We start from the raw sequence: 12,096 nt of genomic DNA, 5'->3' as shown, positions 1-12,096 counted from the left end.
ACCCCGACACCGGGCACCGCGGCACGGGACGTACCGGCCGACCCGCGAGGGGCGCCCCGCCACCGCGCGGGGGCGGCGACCCGTGCCGGGTGGCGCGCCGCGCCGTCGGGGGCGTACCGGCAGCCGGGGCCGCACCCGCGCGACGCTCCGGCCCGGACGGCACGCCCGGCGAGGGGCGGACCCGGTGACCTCCCCGCCCGACCACACGTCCGACGTGGTCGTCCTCGGCGGCGGCGCGGCCGGTCTCAGCCTCGCGCACCGGCTGACCGGGACCGGCACCGCCACGGTGACCGTGGTCGAGCCGCCGGACGGCCCACCGCGTCCGGCGGAGCGCACGTGGTGCTACTGGGACCAGGGCACCGGCGACCTCGACGACGCCGTCACCGCCTCCTGGCCGGTGCTGCGCGTGCACGGCGCCGACGGCCGGGAGGTCACCGTCGACCCGGCCCCCCTGACGTACCGCATGGTGCGCTCCACGGCGTTCGAGCGACTCGTCCACGCCCGGCTGGCCCGTTCACCCGGCGGGCGCCTCCTGCGGGCGACCGCGGACACGGTGCGCGACGTTCCCGGAGGCGCCGAGATCCGCTGCACCCTCCCCGGAGGACACCCCCTGATCCTCCGCGCCCGCCGCGTCTTCGACTCGCGGCCGCTGCGCACCCTGCCACCGGCCCGGACCCAGCTGCTGCAGCACTTCCGTGGCTGGTTCGTCCGCACTCCCACCGAACGCTTCGATCCCGCGGTCGCCGACCTGATGGACTTCCGGGTGCCCCAGCCGGCGCACGGGCTCGCCTTCGGCTACGTCCTGCCGCTGGCCCCGGACCGGGCGCTCGTGGAGTACACCGAGTTCTCCCGCACCGCGCTCACCACCGAGGCGTACGAGACGGCGCTCGGCCACTACTGCACCGACGTCCTGGGGCTCGGCCCGCTCACCGTGGAACGCACGGAGCAGGGTGGCATCCCGATGACCGACGCCCGCTTCCCCCGGCGGACCGGCAAGGCCGTCTTCCGCATCGGCACCGCCGGGGGCGCCACCCGCCCGGCCACCGGCTACACCTTCGCCGCGGTGCAACGGCAGAGCAGGGCCATCGCCGCCGCGCTGCGCGACGGGCACGGGACCGTCCCCGCACCCCACGGGCGGCGGGCGCTGGCCATGGACGCGATACTGCTGCGCGCTCTGGACACCGGGCGGATCGACGGCCCGGACTTCTTCACCGACCTGTTCCGCCGCGTCCCGGCGGAGCGCCTGCTGCGTTTCCTCGACGGCGCCACCTCGCTCGGCGAGGAATGGCGCATCGGGCTGCGCACCCCGGTCCGTCCGATGCTCCGCACGGCGGTCGAACTGCCCTTCCTTCCCCGCCGCTCCCGAACCGCCGCCGCCAGAAACGGAGAGAACCACCGATGAGCCTGCTGCGCGACCACGACCTGGCCCGCGCCTTCGACCGCGCCTCCCACTCCTACGACCGCCTCACCTCGCTCAACCCCGGCTACCGCACCGACCTCCTGCGCTCGGCCCGCCGTCTGAGGCTCCCCGGCGACGGAGCCGGGCTGCGCGTCCTCGACCTCGGCTGCGGCACCGGCGCCTCCACCCTCGCCCTGCTCCGGGCAGCGCCGCGCGCCCGGATCACCGCGGTGGACGCGTCGGCGGGCATGCTGCGCCGCGCGCTGGCCAAGCCGTGGCCCGCCCGCGTGCGCTTCCTGCACCTGACCGCGGAGGAGGTCGCGACGTCCGGTGAGGGCCCCTTCGACGCGGTCTTCGCCGCCTACCTGTTCCGCAACGTCACCGATCCCGACGCGGTCCTCGGGAGCGTACGGACCCTGCTGCGGCCGGGCGGCCGGCTCGCCGTCCACGAGTACAGCCTCAGCGGCTCACCGGCCCACCGCGCCCTGTGGTCGGCGGTGTGCCGCGGCATCGTCATCCCGGCGGGCACGCTCACCGGCGACGGTGCCCTCTACCGCCACCTCCGGCACAGTGTCACCGCCTTCGACACCGCCCCCGCCTTCGCCGGCCGGCTGCGGCGAGCCGGCTTCACCGCAGTCCGTGTCGCGCCGGTCGCCGGCTGGCAGACGGGCATCGTGCACACCTTCCTGGCCCGCAACGGCGCGGCCACCGCGACGGAGGACACCCGGTGACCGCCCACCGCACCGGCGCCGCCCGCCGGGGCCGTGACCGCAAGGCCGAGATCCTGACGCCCCCGCCCGGCAGGGACCGCTTCCCGCGCGGGGACGAGCCGTCCGTCGCGGTGATCGGCGGCGGCATCGCCGGTCTCGCCGCGGCCACCCTGCTGTCCGAGCGCGGGGCCCGCGTGACCGTGTACGAGCGGGAGGACGCCCTCGGCGGCCGGCTCTCCGGCCGGCCCACCAGACTGGCGGACGGCTCCGCGGCGACCATGACCCGGGGGTTCCACGCCTTCTTCCGCCAGTACTACAACCTCCGCGGCCTGCTCCGGCGCACCGACCCGTCCCTCGCACGGCTCACCCCGCTCCCCGACTACCCCCTGCGGCACAGTGGCGGCCTGACGGACAGTTTCGCCCGAGTCCCGAGGACACCGCCGTTCAGCGCGCTCGGCTTCGTCGCCCTGAGCCCCACCTTCGGCTGGCGGGACCTGGCCGCCATGGACGCCCGGGCGGCGCTGCCGCTGCTCGACGTGCGCGTGCCGGAGGTCTACGAGCGTTTCGACGAGGTCACCGCCACCGGGTTCCTGGACGGCGTGCGCTTCCCGGAGGCGGCCCACCACCTGGCGTTCGAGGTGTTCTCGCGCAGCTTCTTCGCCGACCCGCGGGAACTCTCCGCCGCCGAACTGCTGCTGATGTTCCACATCTACTTCCTCGGATCGTCCGAGGGGCTGCTCTTCGACGTACCGGGCGAGCCCTTCCCCCAGGCGCTCTGGGATCCGCTGGGCGACTACCTCCAGCGCCTCGGGGCGGACATCCGCACCGGCACCCCCGTCGTCGACGTGGACCCCCTCGACGACGGAGGCGCGCGGGTGCGCACCGACGCGGGCACCCGGCACCACCAGGCCGTGGTGCTCGCCCTCGACCCCGGGGGACTGCGCCGGCTCGTCACCGCGTCACCCCGTCTGGGCACGCCCGGCTGGCGCGCCGACGTCGACGCCCTGCGCACCGCGCCGCCGTTCCTCGTCTCCCGGCTCTGGCTCGACCGACCGGTCCGCGCCGACCGTCCCGGTTTCCTCGGCACCAGCGGCTACGACGGGCTGGACAACATCAGCGTCCTGGAACGGTACGAGGGCGAGGCCGGCCGCTGGGCCGAGCGGAACAAGGGCTCGGTCGTCGAGTTGCACGCCTATGCCGTGGACACCGGCGCGGAACCGGAGAAGGTGCAGGACATGCTCGTCGACCGGCTGCACCGGGTGTACCCGGAGACCCGCGAGGCGCGCGTCGTGGACGCCCGGCACGAATGGCGCTCCGACTGCCCGCTCTTCGCCGTCGGCTCACACCGGCGGCGCCCCACCGTCCGGACCCCCCACCCCTGGCTGACCCTGGCCGGCGACGCGATCCGCTGCGACCTGCCGGTCGCCCTCATGGAACGCGCCGCCACCACCGGCTTCCTGGCGGCGAACACCCTGCTCGCCGAACGGGGCGTCCGGGGCCAGGTGCTGTGGACGGTCCCCCGGGCGGGACGCTCCGCCGCGCTGCGGGCCCTCGGCGCCCTCGCGGGGCGGCCCGGCAGCCGCTCACCGGACCGGCCCCGGGTCCCGCCGGGGACGGCGGCCTGACCCGGGGCCGGGTCAGGACACGTCCTCCGCGCGGTGCGGTGCCATGCCCGTCGCGCGTTCGACCAGCGCCGCGAACTCGTGCCGCACCGCCCGGGAGGCGCCGGTGCGGGCGAAGTGCCGGAGGCCGGCCGCCGCCAGCTCACCGATCTTCGCCTCCACCGCCTCCCGGGCGCCGGTGCGCTCCAGCACCGCCCGTACCCGCTCGACCGCGCGGTCCGACCCGGTGTCCGCGTCCGGCGCGAGCACGGCGGCGGCCTCGTGGTCCGCGGTCGCGTCGGCGAGCCGGTGGGCGACGGCCAGGAGGTAGGTGAGCTTGCGCGCGCGCAGGTCGTCCCCGGCCGGCTTCCCGGTCAGCGCCGGGTCGCCGAAGGCGCCGAGGAGGTCGTCGCGCAACTGGAACGCCAGCCCGGCGCACCGGCCGGCGGCCCGCAGCGCCTCCACCGTGTGCTCGTCGGCCCCGGCCAGCGACGCGCCCAGGGCGAGCGGCCGAGCGACCGTGTACAGCGCGCTCTTGAGGGTGGCGACGGCCAGGGCCTCGTCGACGCCGGACGAACGGGCGGCCTGGGCGCGCAGGTCGAGGTACTGCCCGGCGACCATCTCGGTGCGCATCGCCCGCCACTCCTCGTGCAGGCGCGGGCCGTACGGGGTACCGAGCGCCGTCTCCGTCAGCAGGTCGTCCGCCCACACCAGCGCCAGGTCACCGGCGAGCACCGCGGCGGAGGTCCCGAACGTCTCCGCCGACCCGTGCATGCCCGCGGCCCAGTGCCCGCGGGCCAGCTCGACGTGCAGGGCCGGGGCGCCCCTGCGCTGCAACGACCCGTCCATCACGTCGTCGTGCACGAGGGCGCACGCCTGGAGCAGTTCGAGCGCGGCCGCGGTGCGCAGGACCGCCGTGGGGTCGCCCGAGCCGCCCGCCGCCCGCCAGCCGCAGCAGGCGAAGGCCGTGCGCAGCCGCTTCCCTCCCCGTGCTACCAGCGCGGCCACCCGGTCGGCCACGTCCCGCGCGAAGACGGGATCGACCGCACGGGAGTGACGCAGACGCGCGTCGAGGACCTGCTGGAGGACGCCGCCCACGGCGTCCGTCGCGGCGAGCGCGGTGAGTGGGTCCTCGACGGTCCCGGCCGGTGCGGGCGCCGTCGTCGGCGGTCCGAGCATGCACAACCCCTTCTCAGGTCCGGTCGTCGTCCGGTCATCCGTACGACGATGCTTCCGCCGAGTGCCCTCCCGCGGATGCGCCGATCCCCGCCCGGTCCCGCGCGGGCCCCGCGCCTCCACGACACCGGGCACGTGCCTCACGGCGGCCCGTCACCGCGCGAGCGGTCCCACGCGCGGACCGCGGCGAGGTCGGTGAGCCGGTCGAGCTGCCGTACGGGCCGGGCGACACGGTGGTTGCCGGCCAGCAGGTCCCGGTGGCGGTCCAGGAACGCCCAGTAGCCCGCCGTGTAGGGGCACGCGTGATCGCCGGTGCGGTCCCCGGGCCGGTAGGCGCAGCCCCCGCACAGGTCGCTCATGCGGTGCACGTAGGCGCCGCCCGAGGTGTAGGGCTTGGTCGTCATCCGGCCGCCGTCGGCGTACTGGGACATCCCGACCACGTTGGGGACCATGACCCAGTCGTACCCGTCCACGAAGCAGCGGTGGAACCAGTCCGTGACCGCTGCCGGGTCCCAGCCCCGCTGGAGGGCGTGACTACCGAGGATCATGAGCCGGGGGATGTGGTGCGTCCATCCGGTGTCGCGCACCTGGGCCAGGACGGTACGCAGGCAGTTGGCCCGTACGGCGTCCGCGTCCAGGTCGTTCCACCAGCCGGGCAGGGGAGCGGTGTGCCGGAGCTCGTTGGAGCGCCGGTAGTCCTCGCCGAAGTACCAGTACAGCTGCCAGACGTACTCGCGCCAGCCGGCGACCTGCCGGACGAATCCCTCCACGCTGTTCAGCGGGGCCCGGCCCGCGCGCCACGCCGCCTCCGCCCGCTCGACGCACTCGGCGGGATCGAGCAGGCCCAGGTTGAGGGACGAGGACAGCAGGCTGTGGCTCATGACCGGGTCGGCGGCGAGCATGGCGTCCTCGTAGGGACCGAAGGTGGCGAGGCGCTGCTCGACGAAGCGTTGCAGGGCCCGCAGTGCCTCCCCCCGGGTCGCCGGGAACAGGCGGGGCCCGTCCCGCCCGACGAACGAGACGTCGCCGTCCCGCTCCCAGCGGTCGAGGTCGTGGCGGACCTCCTCGTCGATCTCGTCCTCGCGCGGCCGGTACGGACGCCCGACCGGGAGCGAGGCGGTGTCGCGGGGTGGCGGCTCGCGGTTGTCGTGGTCGAGGTTCCACCGGCCTCCCGCGGGCTGACCGCCGTCCATGAGCAGCTCGTGTCCGCGGCGGACCCAGTGGTAGAAGTCCTCCTGGCGCAGGCGTCGTCCGCCGTGGCCGTCGGCCCACGAGGCGAAGTCCGCCATCGGCACCAGGAAGCCCCGCGCGGGGCCCACCGTGACCCCCGGGAGGGAACGCACGAGACGGAGGGCCGGGTACGACGTGGGGTGGTGCACCGTGACCGGACGCCCCCGTGCCGCCCGGTCCAGGCCCTCGCGGTAGGTGTCGGCGCGTACGTAGGTGACGCGTTCGCCCAGCTCCGCCGCCCGGTGGCGCATGGCGGACAGCACCAGGTGCGCCTTGGCCCGGTGGAAGCGGCGCCGCCGGAACACGGAGCGGGCCTCGATCATCAGGACGGGCGTGCCGCGGCCGGGACCCGTTCCGTCCGGGGCGAGGAAGTGCGGGCCGAGCTGGTCGCCGAAGAGCCAGTGCACCACCGTCGCCTCCTCAGTCGCGGCCGCGGGCGTGCCGGAAGCGGTCCAGCCCGTCGGCGAGGTCGATCAGCGGGGCGGGGTAGTCCAGCGCCGCGCGCCGGTCCTCCGGGAGCCGCCAGGGCTCGTGCACCCTCTTCCCGTCCACGTCCCTCAGCTCGGGCACCCAGCGGTGCACGTAGGCGCCGTCCGGGTCGAAGCGCCTGCCCTGGACCACGGGGTTGAGGACACGGTGGGGGCGGGTGTCGGTGCCGGTACCGGCGACCCACTGCCAGTTGAGCTGGTTGTTGACGATGTCGCCGTCCACGAGGAGGTCCAGGAAGTGCCGGGCGCCGATCCGCCAGTCCACGTAGAGGGTCTTGGTCAGGAAGCTGGCCGTCAGCAGGCGCGCCCGGTTGTGCATCCAGCCCTCGTGACGCAACTGGCGCATGGCCGCGTCGACCACGGGATATCCCGTACGCCCCTCCCGCCAGGCGGCGATGTCCTCGGCGGCGTCCCGCTCGTCCCGCCAGTGGTCGTGGCGCGTCCGGTAGTCCTCCGCGGACGCCTTCGGCCGCGCGGTCAGCACTTGGTGGTGGAAGTCCCGCCAGCACAGCTGCCGCACGAACGCCTCCGCGCCCGGGCCGCCCTGTCCGCGGGTCCGGTGGACCAGTTCCACCGGTGACAGGGCCCCGAAGTGGAGGTACGGCGAGAGCCTGGAGGTGGCGTCCCCCGCCAGGTCGTCGTGCCGGTCCCCGTAGCCGGGCATCCCGGCCCGCGACCACCGCGAGAACCGGTCACGCCCCGCCGTCTCCCCTCCGTCCGGCAGGCCCGGCGAGGTGTCCGGTACCTCCGCCCGGTCGGGCAGGGGGTCGCCGCGCACGCCGGCGGGGACGCGGACGGAACGCGGCGCGCCGAGGGACTCCCTGAGCGCCTCCTGGGACCAGCGGCGGAAGTAGGGCGTGAACACGGCGAAGTGATCGGAACCGGTCGGTGTCACCGCGCCGGGGGCGACGACGGTCGTCACGGTGTCGTGGGCGTGCAGGGCCACACCGCTGCCGCCGAGCCGCTCACGCAGCCGTTCCTCGCGGTGGTGCGCGTAGGCCGTGGCACCCGCGGCCAGGTGGACCTCGCCGGCCCCGGACTCGGCGGCGACCTCGCCGACCACGCGGGCGGCCGGTCCCCGGCGGACGACGAGCCGCCCGCCGCGACGGCGCAGCGAGGCGTCCAGGTCGTGGAGGCAGTCGGCGAGGAAGGCCCGGCGGTTGGGGGCGTCGAAGCCGGCCGCGTGGATGCCGGGATCCAGCACGAACAGCGGCACCACCTCGTCCGCCGCCCTGAGCGCGGCGCGCAGCGGCGGATGGTCGTACAGACGCAGGTCCGAGGTGAACAGGACGACCGCGACGGTCATGGCTGGCTCCAGGTGCAGTGGTGCAGTGGTGCAGTGGTGCAGTGGTGCGGGGCCTAGGGTCGGACGGGGCGTCGGCTGCGTGCGGCGGCGCGGGTGATGTTGCGGGCCATGCCGCCGAAGACGACGGCGTGGAAGGGGGAGACGGACCACCAGTAGGCGTGGCCGAAGAGACCCCGCGGGTGGAACAGCGCGCGCTGCCGGTAGCGGGTACGCCCCGCGTCGTCCGTCTCGACGTACATCTCCAGCCACGCCAGTCCCGGCAGCCGCATCTCCGCCCGCAGCCGCAGCAGGTGTCCCGGCTCGATCTCCTCGACGCGCCAGAAGTCCAGCGAGTCGCCGACCCGCAGGCGCTCCGCGTCGCGTCGCCCGCGGCGCAGTCCCACACCGCCGACGAACCGGTCCAGCCAGCCCCGGACCGCCCAGGCAAGCGGGAAGGAGTACCAGCCGTTGTCACCGCCGATCCCCTCCACCACCTTCCAGAGCGCCTCCCGGGACGCGTCCACGGACAGTTCCCTCTCGTCCTGGTAGAGGCTGCCGCCGGCCCAGTCGGGGTCGGTGGGCAGGGGGTCGCTGGGGGCGCCCGGGACGGAAGCGGACGACCAGCGGGTGGCGACCTGCGCCTCGCGCACTCTCCGCAGGGCCAGGGCCAGTGCTTCGTCGAAGGGCAGCGGTCGGTCCGGGGGATCGGGGACGTAGCGGGCGATGTCGTGTTCGTGGCAGACGACCTCGTGCCGCAGGGACTCCGTCAGGGGCCGGGCGAGGGAGGCCGGCACGGGAGTTACCAGGCCGACCCAGTGGCTGGACAGCCGCGGGGTGAGCACGGGGACCGGCACGATGACCCGGCGCCGGAGCCCGGCGACGACGGCGTAGCGGCGCATCATCTCGCGGTAGGTGAGCACGTCCGGTCCGCCGATGTCGAAGGACCGGTCGACGTCGTCCGGCATGGTGGCGGAACCGACCAGGTAGCGCAACACGTCGCGGACCCCGATGGGCTGGGTGCGGGTGTGCACCCAACTGGGTGTCACCATGACCGGCAGCCGTTCGGTCAGGTAGCGCAGCATCTCGAACGAGGCGGATCCCGAACCGATGACGACGGCGGCCCGGAGCACGGTGGCGGGCACCTCGGACTCCAGGAAGATGCGCCCGACCTCGGCGCGGGAGCGCAGATGGGGCGAGAGCGACCCTTCCGGAACGTTCCGCGGGGTGAGACCGCCCAGGTAGACGATCCTGCGGACGCCGGCCGCACGCGCCTGCCGGGCGAAGATCCGCGCCGCCCGGCGGTCGGTGTCCTCGAACTCGGCACCGGAACCGAGGGCGTGCACCAGGTAGTAGGCGACGTCGATGCCGCGCATGGCCTCGGCGACCGAATGCGCGTCGGTGACGTCCCCCCGCACCTTCTCCGCGTCCGGCGCCCACGGGTGGTCGCGCAGCTTGCCGGGGGAGCGGACCAGGCACCGGACCCGGTGACCGGCTGCCAGCAGCTCGGGCACCAGGCGTCCGCCGATGTATCCGGACGCGCCGGTCACCAGACAGTGCAGCCGCTCCTCGTCCCGCTGTCCCCGTCCGTTCGTCTCCACGGCCCTTCCTCCGGCTCGTCCCGGTCCACCCGGCGCCTCTGTGTGTGTTCAGCACCTGTTCGCGCTCCGCGCCCGCGACGGATGCACGACGCGCGCGCCGCCGTCCCGTCAGCCGGGCGGGGCCTCGTCGTCCGTCCTCCGTCCGCCGGGGCCGCCGGCGCCGAGCATCCCCGTCGCCGAGAACGGCTCGTCGGCGGCGAGGCGGGGCAGCTCACGCCGCGACAGCCAGGTGACGACCGGCGGCATCGCGGCGCGTACGAGCTGGGTCGAGCGCAGCCATCCCGGTACGTAGACCGACGGCCGGCGTCGCTCGACGGCGTCGACCAGCCGTCCCGCCACATAAGCCGCGGGATACACCTTGCGCGCCGGCGGCGGCATGTGCCCGCGCAGCTCCCGCAGCACGGCGTGCTCGTCGGCGTCGCGCACCATGTCGGTGTCCGTCCAGTTGATGTAGGCGATCCCCACCCCCACGTGCCGATGGGCGACCTCGGCGCGCAGCGCGTGCGCGAACGACTCGACTCCCGCCTTCGACGCGCAGTACGCGCTCATCATCGGAGCCGCCCCGATGGACGCGAGCGAGGCCACCTGCAGGAAGTAGCCCCGCGTGTCGAACAGGTCGGGCAGGAACGACCGTGCGGTGGCGGCGCTGCCGATGAGGTTGACCTCCACGACGCGGCGCCACACCTCGGGGTCCGACTCGGCGAAGGGACCGCCCTCGGCCACACCGGCGTTGGCGACCACCACCGACGGCGGGCCGAGCCGCGCCCGGATGTCGGCGCCCGCCAGCCGCATGCCCCGGTCGTCGGTGACGTCGACCTGCCAGACGGCGGAGGTGCCCGGCAGCGAGTCGCGGACCGGGGCCAGGGTCCGCTCCTCACGGCCCAGCAGCGCCACCTTCGCACCCCGTTCCGCCAGGACCCGTGCCAGGGCGGCTCCCAGACCGCGCGCGGCACCGGTCACGACGGCGACGCGTCCGTGCAAGGGCTTCCGGGCGAGGGGCATGGAAGGTTCCTTTCGCGGTGGCTCCTGCCCGGCCCACGCTAGACGCGTACCGGCACGGGGGCATGCCGGCCGCTGCCGCGCGGGCGGGCGAGGCCGGTACCGTGTCGCGCGGACACGGTTCCCGCCCCGGTGGACGCGTCACCGCTCCCCGGCCGCCGAGAGGCTCAGCGCCGCACCGCCGGGTCCGGCAGATCCGCCGCCGCGAGCCTGACCGGGTCCACCACCACCGTGATGTCCGTGATGCGGCCCTCCGCCACGGTGAACGCGACGACCGAGAGCGGGGTGCCGTCCGCATGCCAGGACATGACTCCGGGACGGCCGTTCACGAGCACCGCCCGCCCCCGTACCGCCGCGTCGGCCGACAGCCGTGCGCCGGCGGCGACCTCGGTGGCGCCGAGGGTGACGATCACGCCGTCGGAGGTCTGGACGGTCCTTCGCACGTCGGGGTCGAGCACCCGCAGCAGCCCCTCGAAATCACCGCGGCGGGCCGCGGCCAGGAAGGCCTCGACCACCTCCCGCTGCTCCCTGCCGACGGCCGCCGGACGCTCCGTCGCCCGCACCTTGCCGCGGGCGCGGCTGGCGAGCATCTTGGCGGCGTTGGTGGATCTGCCGAGGATCCGGCCGATCTCGTCGAACGGCACGGCGAACAGGTCGTGCAGCACGAACGCCAGCCGCTCGCTCGGGCCCAGCGAGTCCAGGACGACCAGGAGGGCGAGGCCGACCGAGTCGGCGAGCGCCACGTCGTCCTCCGGTGCCGGCCCGTCGTCGGCGATGACCACCAGCTCGGGCAGCCGGTCGTCGTAGGACGTATGCGGGTGGGCCCGGCGGGACCGCAGCACGTCGAGACTGAGCCGGCCGACCACCGTGGTCAGCCAGCCCGCCAGGTTCTCGATGGTCTCCGTGTCCTGGCGGGAGAGCCGCAGCCACGCCTCCTGGACGACGTCCTCGGCATCGGCGTGCGAGCCCAGCACGCGGTGGGCGACCGCGCGCAGCCGGCCGCGGTGGGCCTCGAACGCCTCGGCCAGCGGGTCCTTCGGGCTGCTCCCGGACATGTCGTTACCTTCCTCGAGTGCGCTCCGTCATGGGGATGACGTGCCCGGACGGGCACAGGTAACCGATGAAGGAGCGGGACCGATGGAAGCACGCATGAAGAGCCCGGCGAATCCGGACGTGGTCACGGCCATCCAGCACCTGATGAAGGCGATGCACGCCGGTGGCGTCGATCCGCGCCTGCTGGACCTGGTCCACCTGCGGGCCAGCCAGATCAACGGCTGCGGCCCGTGCGTCTTCGCCGGTGTGCAGGGGGCGAAGAAGCACGGGGAGACCGAGGAGCGGCTGCACAACGTGGTCGCGTGGCGCGAGACGCCCTTCTTCACCGAGCAGGAGCGGGCGGCGCTCGCGCTGACCGAGGCGGCCACCAGGCTCCAGGACGGCGCGGACGGCGTGACCGACGAGATCTGGGACGCCGCGGCCGACCATTTCAGTGAGGAGCAGCTCTCCGCGATCATCCTGGGCATCGCGGTGACCAACTTCTTCAACCGGATCAACCGCACGGTCCGGGAGCAGGCCGGCAGGACCTGGTGAGCTGAACCGGACGGCACCCGCCC

General features: G+C 74.8%; 10 protein-coding genes. 4 read left to right on the top strand and 6 right to left on the bottom strand.

Annotated features, from left to right (window positions below; translation table 11 throughout):
- Positions 1–184: 184 nt before the first annotated feature.
- Genes ACGF5T_RS09765 through ACGF5T_RS09755 form a run of 3 tightly spaced genes read left to right on the top strand, consistent with a single transcriptional unit; the run spans position 185 to position 3,734 of the window.
- On the top strand, positions 185–1,402 hold the full coding sequence (locus ACGF5T_RS09765; RefSeq protein WP_361015379.1) for a lycopene cyclase family protein: 1,218 nt from the start codon (positions 185–187) through the stop codon (positions 1,400–1,402).
- The gene (locus ACGF5T_RS09760) at positions 1,399–2,130 is read left to right on the top strand and encodes a class I SAM-dependent methyltransferase (protein WP_356610283.1); all 732 of its coding nucleotides are present in this window, start codon (positions 1,399–1,401) and stop codon (positions 2,128–2,130) included. The genes ACGF5T_RS09765 and ACGF5T_RS09760 overlap by 4 nt, the downstream gene beginning before the upstream one ends.
- Complete coding sequence (locus ACGF5T_RS09755) at positions 2,127–3,734, top strand: FAD-dependent oxidoreductase (RefSeq protein ID WP_356610284.1); 1,608 nt, start codon at positions 2,127–2,129, stop codon at positions 3,732–3,734. The genes ACGF5T_RS09760 and ACGF5T_RS09755 overlap by 4 nt, the downstream gene beginning before the upstream one ends.
- A gap of 12 nt (positions 3,735–3,746) precedes the next feature.
- Here the strand turns inward: ACGF5T_RS09755 and ACGF5T_RS09750 are convergent, their stop codons facing one another.
- From ACGF5T_RS09750 to ACGF5T_RS09725, 6 genes are all read right to left on the bottom strand, one after another.
- Positions 3,747–4,889: a polyprenyl synthetase family protein gene (locus ACGF5T_RS09750; protein WP_356610285.1), complete on the bottom strand. Its 1,143-nt coding sequence runs from the start codon at positions 4,887–4,889 to the stop codon at positions 3,747–3,749.
- A gap of 137 nt (positions 4,890–5,026) precedes the next feature.
- Entirely contained in the window at positions 5,027–6,523 is a 1,497-nt protein-coding gene (locus tag ACGF5T_RS09745; protein ID WP_366766913.1) for a cryptochrome/photolyase family protein, read from the bottom strand.
- Between the two features lie 13 nt (positions 6,524–6,536).
- Positions 6,537–7,910: a deoxyribodipyrimidine photo-lyase gene (locus ACGF5T_RS09740; RefSeq protein ID WP_366766889.1), complete on the bottom strand. Its 1,374-nt coding sequence runs from the start codon at positions 7,908–7,910 to the stop codon at positions 6,537–6,539.
- A 53-nt stretch (positions 7,911–7,963) separates the two neighbouring features.
- Positions 7,964–9,487, bottom strand: a complete 1,524-nt coding sequence (locus tag ACGF5T_RS09735) for an SDR family oxidoreductase (RefSeq protein WP_366766890.1) — start codon at positions 9,485–9,487, stop codon at positions 7,964–7,966.
- Between the two features lie 108 nt (positions 9,488–9,595).
- On the bottom strand, positions 9,596–10,489 hold the full coding sequence (locus ACGF5T_RS09730) for an SDR family oxidoreductase (RefSeq protein ID WP_366766891.1): 894 nt from the start codon (positions 10,487–10,489) through the stop codon (positions 9,596–9,598).
- Positions 10,490–10,653: 164 nt separating this feature from the next.
- Positions 10,654–11,541: a sigma-70 family RNA polymerase sigma factor gene (locus ACGF5T_RS09725; RefSeq protein WP_366766892.1), complete on the bottom strand. Its 888-nt coding sequence runs from the start codon at positions 11,539–11,541 to the stop codon at positions 10,654–10,656.
- A gap of 82 nt (positions 11,542–11,623) precedes the next feature.
- Between ACGF5T_RS09725 and ACGF5T_RS09720 the strand changes: the two genes are divergently transcribed.
- Complete coding sequence (locus tag ACGF5T_RS09720) at positions 11,624–12,073, top strand: carboxymuconolactone decarboxylase family protein (protein WP_356610290.1); 450 nt, start codon at positions 11,624–11,626, stop codon at positions 12,071–12,073.
- The last annotated feature ends 23 nt before the right edge of the window (positions 12,074–12,096 follow it).

This window comes from Streptomyces sp. NPDC047853 (genome assembly GCF_043204535.1).
In the GTDB taxonomy this organism is placed as follows: domain Bacteria; phylum Actinomycetota; class Actinomycetes; order Streptomycetales; family Streptomycetaceae; genus Streptomyces.
The sequence above is the reverse complement of the archived record's forward strand: the minus strand, read 5'-3'. Positions and strand labels throughout refer to the sequence as shown.